Consider the following 24,985-nt stretch of genomic DNA (forward strand, 5'->3'; position numbering starts at 1 on the left):
CGAAGTGAACCTACTAGACGAATAGGAGCCAATATATCATGTAAGACCTGAATGGAGGCCGGCCTATGAAAGAGGAAAACGTAAAGCCTTGGCTCATCCGGATGCGCCAAGGAGAGGAAGAAGCTTTTCAAGAAGTCTATCGAGCAACTCGGACGTACGCCTACAACCTGATCTATTTTCTGGCGCCGCACAAGCAGGATGCAGACGACATGATGAGTGAAGTGTACGTGGAGTTGATTCGAAGCATCGACAGGTACGATGTGGAGCAGCTCTTTATCCCATGGTTCAACGGATTGATTGTGCGGCAGGTTCGCAACTGGAATCGAAGCATTTGGCGAAGGTTCCGCCTGATGGAGCGGGTAAAGCAAAAAGGCTACGAAGCACCTGTCGCAGGTATGGAGGATAAGCTGGGGGCGATCAGTGATGAGCTGGAGGTCATTCCCGCCGTAGAGAAATTATCCTTCAAGCTCAAGGAAATCGTCGTACTCCGCTACTATCAAAACTGTTCCTTGGAGGAAATTGCAGCGATTCTCCAAATCCCGCTCGTAACGGTGAAATCAAGACACCACTTGGCGTTGAAAAAGTTAAGAGAGCATTTTGAGCATCGAACAAATAGTAAGGAGGCATCTTTTCATGTTCATTGAAAAAAAACTGAGAAATGAGTATGAGTGGGCAGCAGGGAAGCTCCACATTGATCCTGCACTGGACAGCAAAATCGAACGAGTAGCCAAAAAAGAGTTGGCTGGCAAGTGGCGTATGCACAAAGGGATGCGCTTTCGCCCAAGGCTAGTACATGTTGCAGCAGCGTTCGCCCTGCTCACTGGTTTTGGTTATGCGACACACAGCTTGTTGTACAAGATTGATGAAGGCTCTGTCCGCATGGAAGTTCAAGCTCTTAAGGATTTTACATTGACGCAAATAACCCCTAAAGAAATACGGCAGGAATTGGCAAACGTAGAGAACAAATTGGTCACAGGCGAGAAAGCAATCGTCTATTTCGCTGAACTGGAAAAAGAGGAACACCCCCTCTTTCAGCAAAACCCCATGATCGGCATAGAAAAGCCGGATGTCGTCAAAGATTGGAAAACATGGAGTGCCGTTCTCAGTGAAGAAGCTTCTCTTTCACATGCCTTGCCACACCAGCTTCCTGACAGCTTTTCATTCCTTGAGGGGAAACAAGGTACCCCCTACGGTGTCATGATGGGTCAAGAAGGACAGCAGTGGCTGCGTGAGCTTCAAGAAGAAAGCAAGGAAACAGGTAAAAGTGTGGTATGGAAAGTCGTTCCACAAGCTTCTTCTCCTATCGAAGCCTATACGAGCCTTTATGAGAACGAGCAAAAAGAACGCATCTTTGTCACGGTAGAGAAATTCCCGAAAGAACAGCTAGATGTACAATTGAGCACCCCAGAAACAACGAAATACGACGCAGTAACCGTCAGCGGAAAAAAAGCGCATTACACGAAAAACGACCAGTTCTTGTTTAGCGAATCCGGTCAGTATCAAGAGCTGTCTTGGCTGGATCGAGATGGCGAGCAACCGATTATGTATCGTGTAGCTACCGATTCGCCAACGGTTTCCAAAGAAATGCTGCTCCAGGCTGCAAAAGCGAGCCAACAGTAACAATGTGAAAAGCCAGTCCTCTCTTGCTTTGTATCCGCAAAAGAGGACTGGCTGCTTTTTTATTTTCGTCACAAGGAATTATCCCCGCAGGCGGTTCACCCAGAAGCCGCCCTTCAAATGTTTCGGCTCAAAAGAGATCACGAATGCTTTTGGTGCAATCTCATGAATGAGCTTCCACAGTTTTTTCTCGTTGCTGCGCTTCGTCAACACTTGCATCATGAGACGATGTCCGTCGCGTCCCTCTGCTACCCAAGAAGTAACGCCAAAGCCGTGTTCACGGAGCTTCACAGGAACCTCCAAATCAACGGAATCCACAACGACTTGCAGCGTGACATAGCCCAAGGCCAAATACTCCTCGATCTTGCTGCCGATGAATACACCCATTCCCCAACCGATACAGTAGGCTGCGAGATTGATCGGATTATCCAGGTTATCCAGAACAATCGCCAACCCTTTCAAATACACGAATACTTCCACCATCGCCACAAGGGATGCCAACACCCGATAGCCTTTAATCACCATCAGTAGTCGCAGCGTAAAAAACGAAACGTACAAAATGTTGATCCCGATGATGATTAAAATAAACGCCAAGCCCATTGCTCTCCTACCCCCACCCAGACCGGGTACCATGATGATTTTGTAAACGTGATAATCATATAATTGAAGGTATTTTTATAACAGCGGTAAAATTCGGGTATGTAGGAAAAAAAGATAAAAAAAACCAGTTCAACGCTCTCCATGCGATGACTGGTTTTTTTCCATTTAACCTATTACGCATTCAGATCATACAGTCCTGGACTGTGCTCATTAGGCTGTTCCGGCATTAAAGGAACCGGGAAGCCCTCAGGTGGCGGAACTACTTCCAGACTGCCGCCATTTCTACTTGGCGACTGTCCGTTGAAGATTTGTCCAATCTGCGTGTTATCCAATCGGAAATTGAACTGTGCATTGTGGAAACCCATTTCTACATACTTGCGGCACTCTGGGTACTTGTTTATGTCGTAGTTGGGGATAGGAAACAGCTTGCCCCAATTCACACCTAATGTCTCCAGTGCCTTTGCGAAGGCGTTTTGGTGGGCATTATCCCGAACGATCAGGAAAGCAAGCGTTTCACGGAATGTTTTATTTGAGCTCATTTCGTAAATACGTGACTTTTGCAGAACACCGGTAGATTCCAGCACTAGATTGTCGAGAAGATCGCTAATCAAGTTGCCATGATTATACACATAATTCCCCATCCATGGATTCCCTGCTGCATCGACGGGCAATGAGCTTTGCGCACCCACGATGAAATGGTGCGGGTTCGCATGCTTGACTGCCTCATCAAGCGGTGCTCCGTCAACCCCAGCATTACCGGGAACCTCTTCACCACTCCCCGTCAGCAATTGATTGATTGTGTGCTGTACGAGTTCCACATGCGCGATTTCTTCCAAAAAAACACCCCGAAGCAAATCACGATACGGTATCGCGTTCCCACGGAAATTGTTAGCCTGGAAAAAATATTGCATCATGGTGCGCATTTCCCCAAAACGACCACCCAAAATCTCCTGGATGACTTTAGCTGCCGCCGGGTCTGGTTTATCAGGAACGATCATATTAATCAAATCTTCTTTGTAAAAATACAAAATGCACTACCTCCTGCCAAAGTAGATGAATGATACGTCTTAGTTTGGATGATGACGATCTACTTTAACCGGAAAGAGCAAGAAAACGGTACTGGTATAAACCTAACTATTTTGTAAAACAGTAAGCACTATATGATGAAGGACTCTTTGTCCCAGACTGTCATAAAGGAGAGTAAAAAATGACTCGATTTTTAATCAAGACTGCTGTTAACGGCATTATTGTTGTCGCTTGTTTATGGTGGTTTGCAAATGCATCCTGGACATCCGCTATTTTAACGGCACTCGGCTTGACCGTCATCGCTTATCTGATTGGCGATCAATTGATATTACGAGCTACCAATAATATTACGGCCACGATTGCAGATGCAGTGATCGCTGCTTTTTACTTATGGGCAGTTGCCAATTGGATGGATTGGCCACTAAGTTTTGGCGAGTTAATGATTACGGTAGCCCTTTTAGGTGTGGCAGAACTTGTGTACCATCGCTTTTTGGGGATATACGATCATAATCGTATCAAGAAAGAACCCGGAAAATAATTCTCCTCTTCCTAAGAAGGGATATATCCCGTCCAACTAGTTAACCTTATCTTTGGGTTACATTACAAAGTTAGGAGAACCCGTATGGATATGAAAACTCTACTGAGTACTGGGAGGACAATAATGGGTGTTTTATCAGGCAATCCACAAAATGAACCCATGCATTATGGTGAGGTTTTTGGAGTATGGATGTATCTGGCAACAACAAAGGGCTTGATTGCTGCTTATCAAACAGCACTCAACCAGACTGGTGATCATGATCTGAAAAGCTATCTCGAAGACATTACGCGAAGCATGAAACAAGAAGTGGAACAACTGGAAGAGTTACTCAAAGTGAATGGGATTGGATTGCCACCTACACCACCGGATCGCCCGGTAGCTAATCTGGAAAGCATTCCGGCCGGTGCTCGTCTTAATGACCCTGAGATCGCTACCGGTGTGTCAAGGGACATTGCAGCCGGATTGCTTACTTGCAGTCAAATGATGGCTCAATCCATCCGAGAAGATATCGGAATGCTTTTTGGTCAGTACCATGTTGCAAAAGCGCAATTTGGTCTCAGATTGCTGCGGATTTTAAAAGAAAAAGGCTGGTTGGTTCCGCCGCCACTTCATATGCAAGCGCCAGAGCTTGTCCATGCCTAATCTTGGTGATAAGCACTGCCTGATTGGCAGTGCTTATCGTTTTTTACCTATTTTAGTCTGGGGGATACTCGATTGAAAAAAACAATGATCGGTGCCTTTCTTTTTGGAGTAGGCATCATTGGCATGCTGGATGGCATTATCTTTCACCAAATTTTACAGTGGCATAGTGTAGACATGTATGGAGATCGACACCATCAAATCATGAGTGATGGTTTTTTCCATTTATTCGTGACGGTCATCATTTTCATTTCGGGCATTCTTCTGTGGAAAAGCAACCCTGTAGGAACAGCGTATTATTTCTGGAGCAGTTTTTTCCTCGGAGCTGGTACATTTAACTTGATGGAAGGAATCGTTAACCACCATCTCCTGCAAATTCACCACGTCAAGCCGGGCCCATCTCAATTTTTATTCGATATTTATTACGATCTTTTTGCACTTCTGCTAATTGGGATCGGATGGCTACTGTATAGGCGAACTAAATCAAAATAAGCCATTCCATTCTGTCGGTTAACGGGTAGCGTGCTCGTACAATTTCTGCGCGAACTCCTCCATCAATTCTCGCTTGGCCAACAGCGCAAGCATCCGTTGAGGCAAGCCCTCTACTCCGTAATAAGCACCTGCCAATTGACCGTAGACTGCTCCTGTCGTATCCGCATCATCGCCGAGGTTTACCGCTAGGAACAGGCCTTCTTCAAAAGAACTACTGGAATAAAAAGCCCAAAGCGCCACTTCAAGCGAATCGACGACATACCCCGATCCTTTGATCTCTTTCCTTGTTTTCCTTTTGTAGGAACCATTTGCAACACGGGCGATATCAGGATCAAGCGGTTGCTTTTCCCATAGATCGGCTACTGGAGAGAACGAATCAGCAAGCAACTCCTCTTTGGAAATACCCTGTAGAGCCCCCATGAGCAATGCCCCGAAAAACCGACAGCCGTCTACTGCCTTTGCCGTCGCGTGTGTAGTACGAGAACTTTGCGCGCAGTATTCGATGGCGAGCGCCGGTTGCTTGGCATAATAGAGCGCGACAGGTGCTAGTCTCATAATGGAGCCATTCCCTGCCGACATCGGATGGTCAGATCCGCTGAACGGATTTTTTGTCTGCTCAAAACGCCACAGCGCTTCTTTGGTGATATTCCCGATATCGAAGCAATGATCCTTGCAGCTCATATACCCCTCTCGAAACCAAGCTACATATCGGTTCATCTGATCAACCGGATCGAAGCCGTTTTTCGTAATCAAGCTCTCAGCCAGGCACAGGGCCATCGACGTATCATCCGTCCATTCCCCCGCCTTTAAATGGAACGGTCCTCCCCCGACCATTTCTGTAAGCGGCTCGAAGGTACCCGGTTTGCGAAATTCTAAAGTAGTGCCAAGTGCATCACCAACGGCCAACCCTAGCAGACTTCCCGTATAACGGTCAAGCAGTTCCACACCTATCCACACCCTTTTTTCGGAATTATCTGTTCAAATCAAACAAAACATCTGGCAATGACATTTTGACCGAAATATTGTTCGTTCAATTCATCTGTCGCTACCTTTTCTTCTGTACTTGCAAGCGTGATAATCTGCGGCAGAACCAGCTTGTAACGGTCCTCCATCACGGTTTCGAGAACATATTGCCCCTCTTCGTCCCACAAAAGAATTCCTGCTAAAATTCTGGTCTCCACACAGATCCCCTCCATTTTTTCTCTTTTGAATATGTACGAAAGACGGGTACAATGACCCGCCTTCTAGTGCCTTACTTAATGTTTGATGTGAATACTTACTGCTCTTTTTTCAGGCGTGCATCCAGAACAAAGTTGCCGAACGGCAGTAATGAAGCGATAAAAGCACCGATCACTTTCATGAAGGACCACTTATTGGTCATTGTAACATGTGCCAACGCCAAAATATACAGGACAAAAAACAATCCATGAAGCGAGCCGGCAATTTTCACTGCGGCTGGATAATCCCAAAAATACTTGAGCGGCATAGCAATCCCGAGAAGTACCAGATACGAGATACCTTCGATCAGGCCGATGAGACGGAAGCGTCCGAGGGCAGATTTCATCATGTGCGGGTACCATCCTTGCCATTGAAATTACCACTATTATAAACGAAAAACTATCATAATGATGAAAATAGGCCAATGTTCATAATATATTCAAAATCAACGGCCCCAGGCATCTTCTCGGATGCGTTCCATCCAGCGCATCTCTGCTTGCAAATGCTCAATGGCTCCGATCAGAATCGTTCGTGCTCCCCAACTAAGCCTCTCTCTTTTTTGCTCCTGAATCGATTCCAATAATCCAGCTAACCGTCTTACCTCCCGGATGTTAACTTCCAAGGCCTCATCCATTTTCTGTGGATCACCGTACGATGCAAAAGTAAGAGCTGCGTAGATCGGATTGGTCAGCTGCATCGGTTTTTGCAGTTCTTCCAAGAGAAGCTCTTGAAATTGCTCTTCGCCTTTTGGCGTGATCCCATACATCGTCTTATCTGGGCGGCTAGTCTCACGAATGACTTCTTTGACCTCAATCATCCCGCTCTTTTCCAGTTGGTCGAAGGCATAGTAAAGGGAACCTTTGGCGTATTTCATGTAACAATCCATTCCCCTGGCCTTCACCTGCTGCTGAACCTCGTAGGGATGCTTCTCCCCTTCCATCAGCAATCCCAGAACAAGCAATTTTAGACTCATGACGATTCTCCTCTATCCGCGTTCCAGTTTCGGTTTCGGTGCGGAAGGCGATTTCGCCAGCGCCCGATCATTTCCCATCAGCAAAATGCACACGAGAGCAAGAACAGCAGGAACGAGCGCCCACATAAACGTATTCGCAATCGAAGAAGCGAGAATATCGATCATTTGATCCAAAACAGGAGCCGGAATGGATTCGCGTGCTTCTGGTGTCAAAATCGCTCGCGGGTCCGTAATGGCATTCGTCATCTCTTGACCTCCGAAGGCAGAGAACATGCCGTTTTCAAACGAGTTGCGTTGCAAGATCCCAAACACGGTGATCCCCAATGTCATCCCCAATGAACGGGAAAAAGAGTTCGTCGAACTGGCCGAGCCTCTTTGTCGCATATCAAAGCCATGAATCGCTGAAATTCCCAAGGTGGAGAAAGAAAAGCCCACGCCAAACCCTGCAATTACCATATAAAGCGTAACGATCGAACGAGGAATATCAGGCGTCAGTGTACTCAAAAGAAAAATACCTGGTATGAAAAAGACTGCGGACAGAAGCATAATATTGCGGAAGCTGGTCTTCGTCGTCAGAAATCCGCCTAGCTGGCTGCCGGCAACCGAGCCGAGCATCATCGGTGTCAACAGCAATCCGGCATTCGTCGCTGAACCACCATATACCCCTTGGATAAAAATCGGCAGGTACACCGTAGCAATAATGAAAGCAGCTCCATACAACAGTGCAATCGCATTTGTCGTAGCAAATAACCGCTTCTTGAACATGGAGAACGATATAATCGGATCAGATGCCCGCTTCTCGACAAATAGAAAAATCACAAACAACAAGAAAAAGGAAGAGAACAAGCCGATAATCTGCATCGAATCCCACGCGTATTGATTGCCGCCCAGCTCCAGTGCAAACATCAGACTCACTACAGCACCGACAAGCGTAATCGCTCCCCACCAGTCAATGCTCTGCTTGCGGTATTCCAGCGACTCCTTGTAATACATCGAGATCAACCAGAGGGACACCGCCCCAATCGGCACATTGATGTAAAAGATCCAATGCCAGCTGACATATTCCGTAATATACGCTCCAAGCAATGGGCCAAATACACTGGAAGTACCGAATACAGCTCCGAAAAGTCCCGTCATCTTTCCGCGCTTCTCCGGCGGGAATACGTCAAAAATAATCGTGAAGGCAATCGGCATCAACGCTCCGCCGCCAATCCCTTGAATCGCGCGATAAATGCTCAACTCGACGATGCTGTTTGCCGTCCCGCATAAAATGGACCCTAACAAAAATACAATAAGACCAAATACGTAAAAACGTTTTCGCCCATACATATCGGAGAGTTTGCCAAAGATCGGCATCCCCGCCATCGTAGCGACCATGTACGCTGATGTCACCCAAACAAACTTATCCATGCCGCCCATCTCGCCGACAATCGTGGCCATCGCCGTCGCGACAATGGTATTGTCCATGGAAGCCATCAGGAGACCAAGCAGCAGCCCCGCCACCACCATATTCACTTTACTTTCTCTTGCTATCATTCTTTCACCCTCCTGAATGGTCACATCAAAGTACTATACATTATTATATTCAAATTTGACTATATATCGAAAAAAACTGCTCCTTTTTCTCGGAGCATTTTTTCGCGCTTTATTATCGCCCGAATGGTGACGGGCTAAATGGGGATGGCTGCTGGGGCTGTTGGGCTTGATTGCCCTTCCACATTTTATACGCCGCTTCTGACATCGGCTCCACTGTCGGCTTAATCTCTCCAGTGAAGGGATTTTTATCATAGGGCAGGTTAAACGTCCGTGTCCCATCGCTCTTACGCAGCAAAGAACCATCCGACAGCCTTACCCAATTGCTTCCTGGTCCTCCATCGTCTACGACATAGAGGCCGTTATCATCCCAGGCCGGATACGTTGGTACGTTATTTACCGGAGAACGTGTAGTCTGTTTCTTGACTGGTTTTGTTGCGGTTTTCGTCTTTTGTGTTTTCTTGTTCGGTGTGCTCGTTTTAGCAGCTGCTACCGCTTTTGCTTTTGGCTTTCCTTCGCTTTGTTTCTGCGCTGACGCTGGCGCAGGTGCTGACACAGCCTCAGGCTTTTCAACCGGATAGGCGGAAGCGTTTGCGGCGCGCGGACCTTGATTGGCCAAATCCATAGCGGGCTTTGCAGTCCCTGCTTTTTGCGAGACAGATGCTGTTTTTGTATCCGTTCGTCCATCTGTTTTTACCGCGTGAATCAGTGTCGGCCACAAATAGGCGTTGAAGCCTAGTAAAGCGACCATCAAAGCAATACCTATGATTTTTTTCATAATAAGGACTCCTATGACTGAATGATTGTGGTAATAGAGCAATGACTTCTGGCCTATATCAAAAGTTTAGACGATTGGAAGAAAAAAGAAAACACCTTACATAAACAAACTCCTTCTCATGTTGGTCTTGAGAAGGAGTTTGTTTTGAAGGAGATTCATTTCAGAGCAGTTTCTTGCTCCTGGGAATGTTGTTTGATTAGCTCCATGGTGTGATCAAGTAAGTTTTTGCCTCCCGTTTTCCCATGTCCAGGTACAACGGTTTCGACCTGTGGATATTTTTCGATTACCTTCTGAACGGAGTCATCCCACTGCTCTACATTGGCATCTGAAAGATTTCCGAGGTCGTTAGCACCCAATGCTTTGACGAAGCATCCACCGAATAATATTTTGGATTGGGGAAGCCAAACGGTAATGTTATCTTTCGAATGCCCTTCCCCAGGATAATAGGCTTCTAAGATGGTGTCGCCTACCTTTATTACCGGCTTTTCATCAAGTGTCGGATTGGGAGAAGGATATCCATATTCTTTCGCTAGTTTTGCCGTCAAACGTGTACTGCGTACGTCTATTTTTTGATCGAGTAAAGCCCGGATACCTGAAATGCTGTCATCATGTGCATGCGTAATCAGAGCCAGTACAACGTCTTTCTTCCAATGCTTCTTGATCATCTGTAATAGCTCTTCCGTTTTTTGGTTGTCCCCCCAGGCTGTATCAATCAGGACGACTCCTTTGGAAGTAGAAACGATTACGCCATTGTGGTCATAGGTTGTGCCATTCCACTCATGATAGGATGTATGTAACCATACTTTGTCATTTAATTTTGTTAACACAATGCTTTTCCCTGGATTGGTAATCTGAGTGGGACTTGATGTTGTAGCTTGGGCAACCGTTTGATCAGAAAAAGATGTCAGAGCAACAGCGACTGTCAGGAACAAACTACATACAGCTTTCCCTATCCAACCCTTATGAGTCTTCAAACGAATCTCACCTTTCTAAATTGGATTTTACTTTTCCCTGTTTCAAACATCTAGGCGATATCCATATCGCGGAATCGTCATGATTTGCTGCCCGTAGCGCCGAAGCTTTTTCCTTAATCGATACACGAGCGCATTGACTTCCACTCGTCCAACATCTGGGACATTCCCTTCATGCAGCATTCGCTCCGGCCAGACTGTCAGCATAATTTCTTCAAAACTAACGGCATTGTTCGCCTTTTGGTAGAGAAGCTTCAGCAGATCCATATCTTTTCCGGTCAAATGCAGTCTGGTCCCGTCGACACGAACTTCTCTTCTCTCCAGATGAATCTCTAAACCTGGCAAAAGCGAATCGCTCTTTGGCTGCGTGAAAGGGAGCTCTACCGTATCATCCAGTCTATTGACCTCTCGTAAAAAGACGAGCTCTGCTACCCCTTTTGACAAGCTTATTTGATCCCCGTGACGAAGAATGTGAGAGGAATAATGAAGCGGCGTCCCGTTTACCTCTGTGCCATGCTTGCTTTCCAGATCGATAATCTTGTAATCGTTCCCGATCCTTTGAAAGGCTGCATGCATTCTCGAAATGTACGGACTGTTAAATGTAATGTCCAGTTGAAAACTAGTCCCCCTCCGACCGATTGTACAGCGATCCTTGGTGAGATATTTGCGCGTGGCAAATTGGCTGGGGTCCCCTTTTTTTACGAGTAAGTATGCACCGTTGTCTATCATCTGGTGATCACCTCACTGGTTGATCTATTACGGTTTTGCAGCCGTCAGTGCTTCAACAGCAACCTTCGTAGCTTCAGCAATGAGCGCATCATCATAAGTGGCGTCCTGCTTATCTCTGCTAGACAACACTGCAATGACAATGGGCTTTTTATTCGGTGGCCATATGATACCTATATCGTTTCGCGTTCCATAGCTTGCGGCTCCCGTCTTATCTCCGACCTTCCAGTCTTTGGGGAGGCCCGCCCGAATCAACTTGTCTCCCGTCGTGTTGCCTTGCAGCCACTCGATAAGAATCGTCTGCTTGTCAGACGGCAGCACATCCCCTACCGTATAGGCTCTTAAGCTCGTTGCAAGTGCTTTCGGTGTGCTTGTATCGCGAATATCTTCTGGTTTAGCCTCGTTCAATTCTGTCTCATAGCGCTCGGATGTCGTCACACTATCACCAATCTGTCTCAGGGCTGATTCAAAGCCTTTAGGTCCACCCAGTTCTTTGAACAACAGATTTCCCGCCGTGTTGTCACTATAGCGAACCGCGGCGTCTGCAACCTCGCGAAGAGTCATCCCGGTCGCTACGTGTTTTTCTGTGATGGGTGAATAAGTCACGAGATCATCCTTCGTGTAGGTGATGACTTTGTCTAGCTCTTCCAACGGTTTCTGATGCAAGACTGCACCTGCGGCTAAAGCCTTGTACGTAGAGGCAAAAGCGAATCGTTCATCCTGACGGTAAGCAACTGCCAAATCTGTTTCGGTGTCAATCGCATATACGCCGAGCCTCGCATCAAACTTGTTTTCCAGCGCAGCGAACTTTATATCCATAGCAGATGCTGGCGTTTCCGTTTTTACGACAGGTGCTTCTGGAGAAGAGCAACCAGTGAGCGTGAGAAGCGTGAGAAAAATCGTTTTCACTGTGAATCCGAACAGTCTAGATTGATAAACTTTCATGGATGACAAACCTCTTTCTAAGAAGATATAACCCCGGTATTACATGCGTAATACAGTACTACATTTGTAATCAACAGATTTCACGATAATATTACACGCGTAATCCACTTGTGTCAATCTCCTTTTTCTCGCAAGGAAATGTGCTGCATCCATCCTTTTTTGAAAAAAAGACGCCCTTTCAAGAAAACTGGATAACCGTAAATGGTTTTTCCCAGTCAGCTTGAAAGGGCGCACTCTATTTTTTAGGATGATCGGTCGATGCTTGTTTCGCATCCAAAATGGAACGTAGCTCCTGAATCTCCTCGTCCGACAAAGATTCCTTCTGAATGAATTGGACGAGCATTGATTTTAGAGCCCCGCTGTAAATCCGCTCCAAAAATGACTTTGCCTCGGCGTGCTGGCATTCATTTTGTGAGTACAACGGATAAAACGTATAGACTCTTTGGTTTTGATTGACTCCAACGGCATTTTTTTGAACCAAACGATTCAAAAGAGTACGTACTGTTTTTGGGTTCCAATCCGTTTGACCTTGCAAGGAGGAAATAATCTCGTTGGCCGTCAGCGGTGACTTTTCCCATAGCACGTTCATGACTCGCCATTCCGCTTCTGAAATACTTGGCATGGATGTAGACACGGAAGTCTCCCCCTTTCGAAAATAATGACTGTAAGAGCAAAGGCTAGTAGAGACCTTTCGCTTTCAAAATAGACAAGGTTATTTCTGCTGCTGCAGGTCCATTCGCGTCATCTTCGTTTTGTATATTTGTAGCAAAGAAGTAGATGCCTTCCTTGTTCTCTACATACCCGACAAACCAACCGTTCACATCTTTTTGATTGACGGTGCCCGTACCTGTTTTCCCGGAAAGGATCGAACCCGCCTTTTCCGATAACCGGATGGAGTCTTTCACCGCCTGGATATTGTTTTCTTGAAAGCCAATCTGGTTCGTATAGAACGCTTTTAATATTTGTACCTGCTCCACCGGAGAAATCTTCAAGGAAGATTCTATCCAATATTCGCCGATTCCACCAGATGTATTGGTATTCCCATAGTTCAATTGTTCCAGAAAAGCTTGAATCATATCCGGAGAGATGCTCTTATCCATCTCTTTAAAATACCAGTTCGTGGAGTTTCGCATCGCTGTCAATAGATCTTGATCCCGGTTCCACTGCTCATATGGATAGTGGATTCCATCCCATTTGAACAAGGAATCTTCGCTCGAAATCACACCGGCCTCCAAACCAAACAAGGAGAGAAAAATCTTGTAGGTGGAGTTCGGTGAAACTCGTTGTGTACTTCCTGCCTCGTTGTAGATCCGATACTGGTCGGCTTTCAAATCATATAAGACAAAACTGCCTTCGAAGCCACCGAAATAGTTGTCCAAATCCTCGTAAATGGTTCGATCATGTTGAAAATGATAGCGACTGCGATCGTCGGCTAGAGCGGAACCAACCAGAACCTGACTGGCAACCAAAACGACCATCATGAGAAAAATGACTGTACTTTTCAACTGCAACAGCTTTGATTCGGCCTTGTGGGATGCGATTTTCTCGATTCGTTTTTTAACTGCCTTCTTGGAACCGTTTAACTGATTGGCCAAAACGACATTGCCGGCTCGACTTTCTTTATCCAAAAACTTAATGATGGTATGACCATATTCCACATAATTTCGCTTGTCTAAAAAGTTCAACACAGCTACATCACAAGCAATTTCACGGTCCACTCTCATTTCCCGAAAAGCAAGCCAAACCAATGGATGGAACCAATACAAAAGCTGATACACGACGGTCACATAGTTCATGACGATATCATGGTTTTTCTGGTGCATGAGTTCATGCAAAAAGATGTACTTCATTTCATTGATCGACAGCCATTCATCAAAATGACTGGGAAGGACAACATACGTCTTAAAAACGCCAAACGTCATCGGAGATTTGACCTGATTGGATTCTGCCAACACGATGTGCCGCGTTATTTTTACATCCTGCTTGCATTGTTCAAACAAATCGATAATTTCTTGATTGGTGATCACAGATGCTGTCCGCTTGATCTGCTGGATTTTTAACCAGGCAGATGACGTGATTAAAGCACAAACGATCATGCCGACTACCCATATGCTGACGAAAATCGTAGAAAAGGAGTCCGGTGTATAGCGACTTACCGACAACGTTAAATCCTGTACCCAATTCGCATTTTCAAAGGCAGTAGCTTGCGCAGCGAGCGTCGAGCTGCCAGCTTCATGACGCTGATTCATGCCTGAAACAAAAAGATTTCCAAAATCAAAAAAGGATTTCGGGATAAAAGCTGGCGTCAAAGCGACCAGCAAGAGAAACCACAAATTGTACTTCCATCTAGCCGACAGCTGGGAGCGAAATACTTTTCGAATCAAGAAAATAAGTGCGATCGTGCAGGAAGAAACGATCACGCTTATCACCACATGGTTGACGAACATGCTACCTGTCTCCCTCCCTTCTTACACAGGGCCATCTAGATAAAAATAGAATCCGTATCAATATTTCCAGAGCAACAGGAACGCTCTTCAACCTGACAGGATTCTTCTCTTCGCATAGCACAATTAGCTTCATTATGTCAAAAACGAGATCACGATACAAGTTTTCGTCAATTGGAAGAAAAAAGAAAACACCTTCTTTACAATGGTAAGAAGGTGTTTCTAACCTGATTTAGTTTGTTTTCAAAACATCGTGGTCGACGTAACGCTCGCCATTCAGTTCACTGATGACATTGATTGCAACCTTGGCGCCATCACCAGATGTAATAATCGTATGTACGCTAACTCCCGCGCACGTGCCTGCTGCCCAAATTCCTTCGATGTTCGTCTTCCCTTGTACATCGACATCGACTACGGTTTTAATCCGTGGCTCTGTACCTTCTTTGGTTTTTACCCCAATCGCTTCTGCCAAAGTCACGAGCGCTCCAGTTGCAAGAATCACATGCTTAGCCTCGAAGCTGCCTTTTTCCGCTGTCTCTACGAGAAAGCCTTGCTCTGTTTTTGTAATGTTGCTCACTTGATCGGCTACCAGCTCCGCTCCGAATTTCGCTGCTTGCTTCTTACCAATCTCAATGAGATCTGGGCCGGAGATTTCCATGATGCCGTAGTGATTCTCCATCCACGCGCGCTTGGTCATGCTTTTGTCATTATCAATCAGCAACGTCTTCTTACCTGCTTTTGCAGCAAACAACGCTGCACTTCCTCCCGCCGGGCCTGCACCAATAATTACGATATCAACCAAAGAAATCTCTCCCTTCCAAAATAACTTTCACAACATAATTATATACTAAGTATGGTAAAAGTAGCAATATCTTTGACAAGTTTATGATGTCTATTAGAAAAATATTTATTATTATAAGGTTAAAAGCATGAAGTTTCAGATAAATGGAACTTGGTCTAAGGAGTGAATCCTATCGAACTGCGAATAGGTTTTGTGATCGGAAAAAAATTGGATTTGAAAAGAATCGACGAGATTTTATACACCCATGAAAACAAACAAGCTGCATCTTGTAAGGTAGTATTAGATTTTATGGAGATGGACCCTGAGATTTTCTTGAATCGTCCCTTTTCTTCTACAGAACAGGTATCCATTAAAGAACCCGATCTCCTTGAAGCTGAACTTTCCCAGTTGTATGATTTTGTATGGGTTGAAGTATTAGGCGGCATTGAGAGGCACGGGCACCCTTCCGTTACTATCTCTGATATAGAATATGAAGGTAAACTCATCCATACGTTAGACAATAGAGTGCTAATCTTTTTACGAGATATCATTATTGACAATCACGGGAGAGAACTGCTTAGGAAAATCTGCCACGTCCCAAAACCATTACAATGGCTCGCCCTCCCAAAAAAGGACGGAAAAACTCCACCCCCAGACTATATTCTTGACGAGATGGAGCAATGGGTTCGCAAGTTGATTGCATATGAGGTAGATGATAAATAGGAAAGGGCTATCTCAAACGTCATACAAGCTGACGTTGAGATAGCCCTCTTCTTTCACGAATCTCGCGTAAATCCAGATTAATATTACGAGAAAAAAATCAATTTCCAGAACATTGGGGAGAAGATTAATGTATAGATAATTGAGGTACTTCGATTTTCTCTTCTTCAATAAGGAGTGAATGACAATCGAACTGCGAATCGGCTTTGTGATTGGCAAAAAAATTGATTGCAACAAAGTCCGGGAGATTTTATACACCTATGAAAACAAACAAGCTGCATCTTGCAAGGTAGTATTAGACTATATGGAAATGGACCCAGAGATTTTTTTAGATCGTTCCTTCTCTTCCACATGTCCAGTCCCTATTAAAGATCCCGATCTCCTTGAAGCTGAACTTTCCCAGTTGTATGATTTTGTATGGGTTGAAGTATTAGGCAGTATTGAGCGGCATGGCCACCCTTGCGTTACGATCTCAGATACAAAATATGAAGGCAAGCTCATCCATACGTTAGACAAAAGAATGTTCATCTTTTTACGAGACATCATCAGTGACGATCAAGGAATACAACTTCTTGAGAAAATCTGCCATGTACCAAAACCATTACAATGGCTCGTCCTCCCAAAAATAGACGGAAAAACCCCACCCCCAGACTATATTCTAGATGAGATGGAGAAATGGGTACGCAAGTTGATTGCATACAAGATAGATGAATAAATAGGGAAAGGGCTATCTCAAACGTCTTGTAAACGGACAATGAGATAGCCCTCTTCTTTCACGAAGACCGTGTAATCCAGAATCGGCGAATGACCAAACCATCATCGTCTGTACATTCCGACTCAAAGACGCCCCCGTTCTTCCGAATCGTTTTTTCCGATCCAACATTATCATAATCACAAATCAACAATACTTCGTTGATACCCAACTCGCTCGTGATGTTTAAGGCTTGCGCTAAAATTTCCGTCGCATATCCTTTGCCTCTCTCAGAAGGTCGGATACCATATCCGATGTGCCCGCTGTTTTTGTGTAAACGCTCGTTGAGACGATGCCGAATATTGACCACACCCAATATACGTTGATGCTCATTTACGAGCCAATACGTTGAATGAGGAACATAGCCATCCGGAAGATTTTCTTCGTTGCTCTCCCCCTCCAGAAATTCCAGATACGCAGCAAAATCATAGGGCTCTCGATCCACCACCCACGGTACGATAGGCTCTCCACTTTCTTTCCACTCTTCGTAAAAGGAAATATACTCTGCTTGAAGTTCTGCACAAGGCTTCGTTACATACAGTTGCCCAGCCATCGTCTCGCTCCCCTTGCATATTTTGGCGTAAAATTCTTTCTATTATAGCTGCAAGAAGATAGTGTTACCAGCTAAACACTTTTTTACCTTCTTGAATTACTTCCATTAGTTGACTAAAAGCCGCGTAGGAAGAAGCGCATTTCCAGTCCAAGCGCCTCTGGAGCCCAACTCAGCTTCGGTAAAAATGGCGGGGAATTTCAGCTTCATTTATGGAATCCTTCATCGAAACTACAACGTTTGAAGCGCTCCCGCCATTTTTTCCGAAGCGGACAGTCAATCCCCCTTGCGGGGCGTAGGCCGAAGCGTAGACTGGAAATGCGCTTCTTCCCTTCACTACCGCTACTATCAAAAAAACAAAAAAAACGCGGCACAAGCAACGAATCGCCTGTGCCACGCTCTTAACTGATTAATATTTGTTAAACAACATGATCCAGAGGGAACCTGCAACGATTGTAAATACAATCACAAGTCCAAGAATCAATGTCTGTACGTTGTAGCGCGGTTTTTCTCCTTCGCGGATGTGCATGAAGAAGACCAACTGAACTACGAACTGCAAGACCGCCATTACCAAGATCGCGATCACGGTCGCCGTTTTACTCAAAATCTGGTTCATGACCAGTACGAGTGGGATAATGGTGAGCACGATCGACAGGATAAAACCGATCACGTACTCTTTCATCGATCCGTGACTATGATGTCCGCCATGGTTTTGATGTTGTGCCACCTTACATCACCCCCATCAAGTAAACGACTGTGAAGAGGAAGATCCACACAACGTCAAGGAAGTGCCAGTACAAGCTCAGGTTGGTAATTTTGCGGCGAGTAACCGCGGTGATTCCACGACGCTTCAACTGCATGATCAGCGCAGTCATCCAGAACAGACCAAGCGTTACGTGCAATCCGTGCGTACCAACCAGTGTGTAGAAAGCGGACCAGTAACCGCTAGTCGCCATGGTTGCGCCTTCGCTCATCAAGTGCATAAACTCAGTAACTTCCAACACTACGAACGACAGTCCCAAAAGACCAGTTACAGCCAGCCAAGCAATCAGCTGCTTGACATTGCCTTTGTTCATCGCCAAGACAGCGAGACCGCTGGTAAAGCTACTTGTCAACAAGATAAAGGTCGAAGCAATAACACCTGGCAGCTGGAACAATTCCTGTCCAGTTGGTCCGCCAGCAAAGCTATTCATCATTACCGCATAGGTTGCAAACAATGTACCGAACAGCACGCAGTCTGTTACAACGAAAATCCAAAAACCAAGAACCTTAAGTTGCTCATGCTCTTCATGATGGTCGTGGCCGTGACCATGGTCATGATTCGTAGCCATCGTTACACCACCCTCCCCAGTGAAGCCTCAGTGCGACGCACTTCCTCCACCGGTACGTAATAATCCGTGTCGTATTGGAAGGAGCGTGCCCACATGCATGCGAATACTCCAATGAATCCAATAACGGCCATCCAAACCCATCCAAATGTGAAACCAAAGCCTACCAAGAACCAGAAGTTCGACATGATAAACGGAATTCCAGAGTTCTTCGGCATATGAATCGGCTCCAGTTTCGCCGGTTGTTCTTTATAGGTGCCATTTGCTTTTGCTTCTTTTGTTGCCCACCAGTCATCCATTTCTTTCACTTGTGGTACAACAGCAAAGTTGTAGAACGGTGCAGGTGACGGAATCGACCACTCCAGCGTACGACCATTCCATGGATCGCCTGTCGTGTCGCGCTCACCATGCTTGATGCTGTAAGCGATTTGCCATACTTGGAAGATGAAACCGATACCCATCATAAATGCCCCAACAGTGGATACCAAGTTCAGGTCTTCCCAACCGCGATCCCAACCGTACGTATAGTAACGGCGAGTCATACCCATGAAACCGAGCGCGTATTGCGGCATAAAGCACACGTAGAAACCAATATTCCAGAACCAGAAGCCCCATTTGCCCAGTTTCTCGTCGAGCTTGAAACCGAACAGTTTTGGCCACCAGTAGTAAATACCAGCCAGGTAACCGAACACTACCCCACCGATCAATACTTGGTGGAAGTGGGCAACCAAGAAGTAACTGTTGTGATACTGATAGTCTGCCGGAGCTACTGCCAGCATTACCCCTGTCGCTCCACCAATTACAAAGCACGGGATAAAGGCAATGGTCCACAGCATTGGTTGTTTAAAGGATATCCGGCCACGGTACATTGTAAACAGCCAGTTAAAGACCTTAACCCCGGTCGGGATCCCAATAACCATCGTTGATATCGCAAAGAAGGCGATAACACTTGCGCTCGTACCCATCGTGAAGAAGTGGTGAGCCCATGTAAAGAACGATACAACGGCAATGATCATCATCGCCCAAACCATTGATTTGTAACCGAAAATCTTTTTACGTGAGAACGTAGCTACGATTTCGGAGAAGATACCGAAAGCTGGAACTACTACGATATATACCTCAGGGTGACCCCACATCCAGATGAGGTTGAGGTACATCATCGGATTACCGCCGCCGTCCATTGTGAAGAAGTGGGCACCTGCGAAACGGTCAAGGAACAACAGAGCCAATGTTACAGTCAAAATTGGGAAAGCGAAGATAATCATAATGCAGCTGGACAATACGGACCAGCTAAACAATGGCATTTTGGAAAGCTTCATGCCAGGTGCGCGCATTTTGAGAATCGTTACGATAAAGTTAATCCCTGTCGCCAAACTACCGATACCGGAGATCTGAATCCCCCAAATATAGAAGTTCTGACCTGGTCCAGGGCTGAATTCATTCTGTGACAGTGGCGGGTAAGACAACCAACCAGCGTCCGGGGAGCCCCCGATTACGAACGAAAGGTTGAACAGCATCGCACCGAGCATAAACAGCCAGAAGCTGAGTGCGTTCAAGAACGGATACGCTACATCTCGAGCACCGAGCTGAAGCGGTACTACCATGTTGAACAAGGCAAACATCATCGGCATCGCCATGAACAAAATCATGATCGTACCGTGAGTTGTAAAGATGGCATTATAGTGTTCCGAGTTCAGGAACTCTACGTTCGGGAATGCCAGTTGCAAACGCATCAGCAGGGCGTCAACCCCACCGCGGAACAGCATCAGAAGCGATGCGATCAAGTACATAATACCAATACGCTTATGGTCAACTGTAGTCAACCATTCACGCCATAGCCAACCCCATTTTTTATACTTAGTCAGAACGAATACGATCGCAATGATGGTCAGTACAATCGATACGTCCGCACCGTAAATCAGTGGGTCACCTGTTACAAAGAACGTGGATGCAAAATCCTTAATGTTCTCCCACACGTGGTATTCCTCCTCCCTCTCGCCTAGTGGTTCATACTGGAATGATTCATTCCAGGCATGTTGTGCGATTCAGTCTTTTGCTGCGTATTTTGCGAAGTCTCATTAGAAGACTTCGCACCTGCAGGCGCAGGGGTATTCTCCATGACATAGTCCATATCGTGACCATGGCCATATTTAGCAACGATCTCTTCAAACATTCCTTCTGGGAATGCAGAGTACGTAAACTTATCTGTCACGCCAGGCTTGCGGAGTTCTTCATAATCTGCCTTCGTCATAGCTGGTGTCGTGCCTTTTACTTCTTTGACCCAGTTATCGAACTCTTCTTTCGGTTTTGCCACTACATTAAACTGCATTTTGGCGAAGCCTTCACCAGAGAAGTTGGAGCTAAATCCAGCGAATGTACCTGGTTCATCTGCTTGCAGATACAGCTCGGTAGCCATTCCCGCCATCGCATAAATCTGTCCACCCAATTCTGGAACCCAGAAAGAGTTCATCGGTGCATCAGCAGATACCTGGAAGCGAATCGGTACACCTGCTGGAATCTCCAGATGGTTAACAGTTGCGATATTTTGTTCTGGATACGTGAACATCCATTTCCAGTCCAAAGCCGTAACCTGAATGGTCATAGGAGCAACTTCTTTATTTGGGTTCTCTTTTAACACATAAATATCACGGACAGTAAAGTAACCCAGCAATGCAACGATAATAATAGGAATAATCCACCAAATTACCTCTAGGGTTGTACTGTGTGCCCACTCCGGCTTATAACTTGCTTTATTGCCCGGTGTATCCCGATAGCGGTATACAATGAAAGCGGTAAGCGCAATAACCGGAACGATAATGACAGCGACCAATATCGTGGAAATAATAATGAGATTGTACTGCGTTTCTGCTACAGGTCCTTTTGGATTCAAGACGAGGTATTCGCTACCACAGCCTGTCAGCAGAACGGTGCCCAACACTGCCAAGATCCAAAATTGGATATGCCTCAGCATTTTTCCTCCGCTCATTCTCCTAATCCCTCCTAGTCACAAACAACGAGCATGTAATACTTTGAGAGCGTAGTTCCTTTCAGATGAACTTCGCCTCACATATGTCGATAGTGCAGTCACTCTCTATGGAGAGGTCTCGTGTATTCACACTTTTCGAGAGTTCCTCACAATAGAGGTTTTTTAACACAAGTGAACTTCACTATTTGCCGCATATACATACTATCAGAGTCAGCGAGCTTTTGTACTCGTTTTTAACGACGTTCAATATTTCGTAGCTTTTCTGTTACAAAGTGTTCACATAGCATTCACGAGTTGATCATATTCTTGTTAGGATTCTCCTCTAATGAAGTTCACCACCCATTTTTGGTCATCTCACCCAATCTGGAATGTCAAGGTTTCTTTTCACTTTTAATAAAAAAATCAAAAAAAAAAAAAAAAAAACGCCAGCGCATTTGGCTGACGGTAAAATTCCGTATAAATAAAAAAACCTCTCATTTATAAGAAAGAAAATGAGAGATTTCTATGGGACTATTTTTAACTTGTTAGGCGTCAGTTCCTTTTAGTGTCATCAAGCGAAACACCGTGCTCATAATGAAGATATTCATACCAGCGATCAAAAATCCGATCGACACCATCAACGGCAAATTCTGCGATCTGAAATCGCTTGCAGTGAAAGCCATAATCACAGCACCAACAAATAATACTGTCCAAGCCATCCATCTTAATACATCTGCTGCTTTTCGATCGTTATTCATAACACAAAACCCCTATCATTATAGATTTTTTGCGTGACCGTTTTTGTTTTATGCTCTTATTGTAACATAATATTCACTTGTTGTTCATATTTTGTTCAATTTTTTATAAAAAAATTGTCAAAACTTTTTTCATAAACCTATTGGCTGTCGTGTTGTTATCTTTTTACTTTGTGTCACAAATGTGAAGGCGTTATTGTTATAATGAATAGAGTAAACGGTTTCATACATTTATCGCATCTTGATCTGTCATCGAAGGTGGTTTGCCCATGGTTCATACACCCAAAAAAGCCCGCATCAGCCTCTTGACCCAAATGGTTCTGCTCATTTCCATCGTTGTCCTGATCAGTATGGGGATAGGGACTGCCTTATTTTCCTTCATATTAGATGACATTTTGGATCGTTATATTGGACAGCAAGCCATGACGGTCGCCAAGCTGTCAGCCATGGACGAACGCATCATTGCAGCATTCGAAAACGATCACCCTTCTAAAGTGATTCAACCGATAGCCGAAACCATTCGGAAGGAAACGGGTGCCAGCTATGTGGTGATTGGAAACAAGGACGGCATTCGGTACTCTCACTACGACCTAAAGCAGATTGGATTACCGATGGGAACCAGCAATGACCCCGTCTTTTTAGAAAACCGCTCGGTCATTTATCGGGGGACAGGCATTTCAGGTCCAGCCATCAAAGCGAAAACACCGATCGTCAACAAGAAAGGCGAAACCATCGGCGTCTCCTCTGTCGGCTATGTTGTGAGTGATGTAGAGAAAAAGGTCGCGGAATACAAGGAAAGGGTCGTCGCCTTATCCCTTGTGCTGCTGGTTATCGGAATTATTGGTGCTATTATCATTGCCAGACGAGTCAAGCGATTGATCTTTGGTCTGGAACCAGAAGAAATCTCATTTTTGTTTACGGAAAAAGCAGCTATTCTTGAATCGATCCGCGATGCTACGGTAGCAGTCGATATGCAAGGGCGTGTCGTCTCGATGAACAAACGCGCTCGTTCCCTCCTTCAAGAGGATTTGACCGTAGGGAAGTCAATCGCTAGTCCACAATTGCGTGACATCATTCATTCCGTCAATCGAAATACGCAAGAAATGAACTACAAAATTTTGCTGGGGCACGAAATTTTTATAACCGACTACTCTCCTATTTTGAGTAATAATGAAATCAGAGGTGTTGTCTTCACATTTCGTCCAGAGTCTGAAATCGAGCAGCTCACCGAAGAAATTACGAAGATCAGTTCCTTTTCGAACAATATGCGTGCACAAAATCACGAATATTTAAATCGTTTGAACACCATTTACGGTCTACTCAAGCTAAGGGAGTATGACAAAGCAATCGAACTCATCAGCGATGAAGTAAAGGAACGGCAGGATATTCTCGCCTTCATTATGAGTTCAGTCAAAGAGCCCTTCATCGCAGCTTGTCTGCTAGGGAAAATCAATCGCTCTAAAGAGCTGAAGGTATTACTCGAAATTGATCAGGACAGCTATTTGGGGAATGTACCTGACAGCTTGGATACAAAGGTATTGGTCACGATTCTCGGCAATTTGATCGACAACGCGATGGAAGCTGCCCTCGAATACAAAGGCTCTGACGCAATGGTTCACGTATCCTTTACTGATTTAGGTGGCGATATCATTTTTGACATCGAAGACAATGGACATGGGGTCTCAAAAGAATTGGAGCCTCACATCTTTGAAAGCGGTGTCACTTCGAAATCAGGTGAAAATCGAGGACTCGGTTTGGCTATTGTGAAAAACGCCATCGAGCTGTTAGAGGGGCAAATCTCACTCGGGAAAAGTGATCTTGGCGGAGCGCGTTTCACCGTAGTCGTCCCCAAGAAGTGGGACAAAGCAAGTAGAGAGGGGGCAATCCATGATGTCTGAGAAACCCATTACCGTCATGATCGTGGAAGATGACGAAATTGCAGCTAGAATCTATGAACAATTCACAAGTAAACTGGAAGGATTCCAGATTATTGCCACGGCCACGACTGGAAAACAGGCATTGGAGATGCTTCACGTCGTTACCCCGGATGTTCTGCTCTTGGACATTTATTTGCCAGATATGAACGGGATTGACCTGTTGCGTGAAGTACGGAAGCATTTTCGCGGGATCGATGTGGTTATGATCACAGCCGCAAACGATGTGGAAACCGTGAGAGAAGCGATACGTGGCGGGGCGTACAGCTACATTATCAAGCCGATTATGATCGATAAATTCATGTCTACCTTGGAGCAATATGCAAATACGAGACGCCAGTTGCAGCAGCATACCACTATTGATCAAACAGCAGTGGACAAGCTGTTTACAAAAGCCGCACACACTCCTGCTGCCAAAACCGTGGAGACTGTCACCACGCTTCCGAAAGGCATCGACAAGCTGACGTTAAAGCTGATCCGGAACAAGATGCAGGAGACCACCCAAAGCATGAATGCCGATGATCTGGCTGCACTGGCTGGCATGAGCCATTCGACGGTGCGCAGATACCTCGAATTTCTCGTCTCTGTTAATGAAGTGACTGTCGAGACGTTCTATGGAACCGTCGGGCGTCCGGAACGAAAATACCGCTGGGTGCCGCAAAAAACGGCCAAATAATGCCTGATCACAAAAAGAAGGGGTA

29 protein-coding genes are annotated in these 24,985 nt (G+C 45.4%); 9 read left to right on the forward strand and 20 right to left on the reverse strand.

Features of this window, described 5'->3' with window-relative positions; all coding sequences use genetic code 11:
- The first annotated feature begins 65 nt into the window (after positions 1–65).
- Together EL268_RS23710 and EL268_RS23715 are read left to right on the forward strand one after the other, a co-directional pair.
- Positions 66–644: a sigma-70 family RNA polymerase sigma factor gene (locus tag EL268_RS23710; RefSeq protein WP_106655707.1), complete on the forward strand. Its 579-nt coding sequence runs from the start codon at positions 66–68 to the stop codon at positions 642–644.
- Positions 634–1,620, forward strand: coding sequence for a hypothetical protein (locus EL268_RS23715; protein WP_106655708.1), 987 nt, complete (start codon positions 634–636; stop codon positions 1,618–1,620). The genes EL268_RS23710 and EL268_RS23715 overlap by 11 nt, the downstream gene beginning before the upstream one ends.
- Before the next feature lie 78 nt (positions 1,621–1,698).
- Here the strand turns inward: EL268_RS23715 and EL268_RS23720 are convergent, their stop codons facing one another.
- Both EL268_RS23720 and EL268_RS23725 read right to left on the reverse strand, forming a co-directional pair.
- A complete protein-coding gene (locus tag EL268_RS23720; protein WP_106655709.1) occupies positions 1,699–2,217 on the reverse strand; it encodes a DUF2179 domain-containing protein in 519 nt (172 codons plus the stop codon).
- Positions 2,218–2,390: 173 nt separating this feature from the next.
- Positions 2,391–3,245, reverse strand: a complete 855-nt coding sequence (locus tag EL268_RS23725; protein WP_106655710.1) for a manganese catalase family protein — start codon at positions 3,243–3,245, stop codon at positions 2,391–2,393.
- Positions 3,246–3,424: 179 nt separating this feature from the next.
- Here EL268_RS23725 and EL268_RS23730 point away from each other — a divergent pair, with 179 nt between their 5' ends.
- The 3 genes from EL268_RS23730 (at position 3,425) to EL268_RS23740 (ending at position 4,912) form a co-directional block, all read left to right on the forward strand.
- A complete protein-coding gene (locus EL268_RS23730; protein ID WP_106655711.1) occupies positions 3,425–3,781 on the forward strand; it encodes a DUF2512 family protein in 357 nt (118 codons plus the stop codon).
- Between the two features lie 123 nt (positions 3,782–3,904).
- Positions 3,905–4,423, forward strand: coding sequence for a DUF3231 family protein (locus EL268_RS23735; RefSeq protein WP_106655712.1), 519 nt, complete (start codon positions 3,905–3,907; stop codon positions 4,421–4,423).
- An 84-nt stretch (positions 4,424–4,507) separates the two neighbouring features.
- Positions 4,508–4,912: a DUF2243 domain-containing protein gene (locus EL268_RS23740; RefSeq protein WP_106655735.1), complete on the forward strand. Its 405-nt coding sequence runs from the start codon at positions 4,508–4,510 to the stop codon at positions 4,910–4,912.
- Between the two features lie 18 nt (positions 4,913–4,930).
- On the opposite strand, the gene EL268_RS23745 is transcribed toward EL268_RS23740, so the two are convergent.
- From EL268_RS23745 to EL268_RS23800, 12 genes are all read right to left on the reverse strand, one after another.
- Positions 4,931–5,857: an ADP-ribosylglycohydrolase family protein gene (locus EL268_RS23745; RefSeq protein WP_106655713.1), complete on the reverse strand. Its 927-nt coding sequence runs from the start codon at positions 5,855–5,857 to the stop codon at positions 4,931–4,933.
- Between the two features lie 38 nt (positions 5,858–5,895).
- Positions 5,896–6,093 (reverse strand): hypothetical protein, encoded by a 198-nt coding sequence (locus EL268_RS23750; RefSeq protein WP_232030032.1) that lies wholly within the window; start codon positions 6,091–6,093, stop codon positions 5,896–5,898.
- Between the two features lie 95 nt (positions 6,094–6,188).
- Complete coding sequence (locus tag EL268_RS23755) at positions 6,189–6,479, reverse strand: DUF3817 domain-containing protein (RefSeq protein ID WP_106655715.1); 291 nt, start codon at positions 6,477–6,479, stop codon at positions 6,189–6,191.
- A gap of 96 nt (positions 6,480–6,575) precedes the next feature.
- The gene (locus EL268_RS23760; protein WP_106655716.1) at positions 6,576–7,103 is read right to left on the reverse strand and encodes a PadR family transcriptional regulator; all 528 of its coding nucleotides are present in this window, start codon (positions 7,101–7,103) and stop codon (positions 6,576–6,578) included.
- A 12-nt stretch (positions 7,104–7,115) separates the two neighbouring features.
- A complete protein-coding gene (locus EL268_RS23765; protein ID WP_106655717.1) occupies positions 7,116–8,639 on the reverse strand; it encodes an MDR family MFS transporter in 1,524 nt (507 codons plus the stop codon).
- 112 nt (positions 8,640–8,751) lie between these two features.
- Positions 8,752–9,414, reverse strand: coding sequence for a hypothetical protein (locus EL268_RS23770; protein ID WP_106655718.1), 663 nt, complete (start codon positions 9,412–9,414; stop codon positions 8,752–8,754).
- A gap of 155 nt (positions 9,415–9,569) precedes the next feature.
- Positions 9,570–10,388, reverse strand: a complete 819-nt coding sequence (bla, locus tag EL268_RS23775; protein WP_106655719.1) for a subclass B1 metallo-beta-lactamase — start codon at positions 10,386–10,388, stop codon at positions 9,570–9,572.
- A 42-nt stretch (positions 10,389–10,430) separates the two neighbouring features.
- Entirely contained in the window at positions 10,431–11,114 is a 684-nt protein-coding gene (locus EL268_RS23780) for an FHA domain-containing protein (protein WP_106655720.1), read from the reverse strand.
- Positions 11,115–11,141: 27 nt separating this feature from the next.
- Positions 11,142–12,056: a BBI family class A beta-lactamase gene (gene blaBBI / locus EL268_RS23785; RefSeq protein WP_106655721.1), complete on the reverse strand. Its 915-nt coding sequence runs from the start codon at positions 12,054–12,056 to the stop codon at positions 11,142–11,144.
- A 235-nt stretch (positions 12,057–12,291) separates the two neighbouring features.
- Positions 12,292–12,690, reverse strand: coding sequence for a penicillinase repressor BlaI (gene blaI, locus EL268_RS23790; RefSeq protein WP_106655722.1), 399 nt, complete (start codon positions 12,688–12,690; stop codon positions 12,292–12,294).
- Positions 12,691–12,733: 43 nt separating this feature from the next.
- Positions 12,734–14,503, reverse strand: coding sequence for a BlaR1 family beta-lactam sensor/signal transducer (locus EL268_RS23795; protein WP_106655723.1), 1,770 nt, complete (start codon positions 14,501–14,503; stop codon positions 12,734–12,736).
- A gap of 229 nt (positions 14,504–14,732) precedes the next feature.
- Positions 14,733–15,302, reverse strand: coding sequence for an FAD-dependent oxidoreductase (locus tag EL268_RS23800; protein WP_106655724.1), 570 nt, complete (start codon positions 15,300–15,302; stop codon positions 14,733–14,735).
- Between the two features lie 162 nt (positions 15,303–15,464).
- On the opposite strand from EL268_RS23800, the gene EL268_RS23805 reads away from it, so the two are divergent.
- Positions 15,465–16,004 (forward strand): globin family protein, encoded by a 540-nt coding sequence (locus EL268_RS23805; protein ID WP_106655725.1) that lies wholly within the window; start codon positions 15,465–15,467, stop codon positions 16,002–16,004.
- Positions 16,005–16,182: 178 nt separating this feature from the next.
- Entirely contained in the window at positions 16,183–16,716 is a 534-nt protein-coding gene (locus EL268_RS23810; protein WP_106655726.1) for a hypothetical protein, read from the forward strand.
- A gap of 58 nt (positions 16,717–16,774) precedes the next feature.
- Here the strand turns inward: EL268_RS23810 and EL268_RS23815 are convergent, their stop codons facing one another.
- From EL268_RS23815 to EL268_RS23845, 6 genes are all read right to left on the reverse strand, one after another.
- Positions 16,775–17,305, reverse strand: a complete 531-nt coding sequence (locus EL268_RS23815; RefSeq protein WP_106655727.1) for a GNAT family N-acetyltransferase — start codon at positions 17,303–17,305, stop codon at positions 16,775–16,777.
- Positions 17,306–17,711: 406 nt separating this feature from the next.
- A complete protein-coding gene (gene cyoD, locus EL268_RS23825) occupies positions 17,712–18,029 on the reverse strand; it encodes a cytochrome o ubiquinol oxidase subunit IV (protein WP_106655729.1) in 318 nt (105 codons plus the stop codon).
- A 1-nt stretch (position 18,030) separates the two neighbouring features.
- Complete coding sequence (gene cyoC, locus EL268_RS23830) at positions 18,031–18,633, reverse strand: cytochrome o ubiquinol oxidase subunit III (RefSeq protein WP_106655730.1); 603 nt, start codon at positions 18,631–18,633, stop codon at positions 18,031–18,033.
- Between the two features lie 2 nt (positions 18,634–18,635).
- A complete protein-coding gene (locus EL268_RS23835) occupies positions 18,636–20,606 on the reverse strand; it encodes a cbb3-type cytochrome c oxidase subunit I (RefSeq protein WP_106655731.1) in 1,971 nt (656 codons plus the stop codon).
- A 23-nt stretch (positions 20,607–20,629) separates the two neighbouring features.
- On the reverse strand, positions 20,630–21,616 hold the full coding sequence (qoxA, locus tag EL268_RS23840) for a cytochrome aa3 quinol oxidase subunit II (RefSeq protein WP_106655732.1): 987 nt from the start codon (positions 21,614–21,616) through the stop codon (positions 20,630–20,632).
- A gap of 524 nt (positions 21,617–22,140) precedes the next feature.
- Positions 22,141–22,353 carry a hypothetical protein gene (locus tag EL268_RS23845; RefSeq protein ID WP_106655867.1) on the reverse strand — a complete coding sequence of 71 codons (213 nt, stop codon included), beginning with the start codon at positions 22,351–22,353 and terminating at the stop codon, positions 22,141–22,143.
- Positions 22,354–22,619: 266 nt separating this feature from the next.
- Here EL268_RS23845 and EL268_RS23850 point away from each other — a divergent pair, with 266 nt between their 5' ends.
- Entirely contained in the window at positions 22,620–24,248 is a 1,629-nt protein-coding gene (locus EL268_RS23850) for an ATP-binding protein (RefSeq protein ID WP_232030034.1), read from the forward strand.
- On the forward strand, positions 24,241–24,960 hold the full coding sequence (locus EL268_RS23855; RefSeq protein WP_106655869.1) for a response regulator: 720 nt from the start codon (positions 24,241–24,243) through the stop codon (positions 24,958–24,960). The genes EL268_RS23850 and EL268_RS23855 overlap by 8 nt, the downstream gene beginning before the upstream one ends.
- Positions 24,961–24,985 lie beyond the last annotated feature (25 nt).

It is taken from the genome of Brevibacillus brevis, assembly GCF_900637055.1.
Classification (GTDB): domain Bacteria; phylum Bacillota; class Bacilli; order Brevibacillales; family Brevibacillaceae; genus Brevibacillus; species Brevibacillus brevis.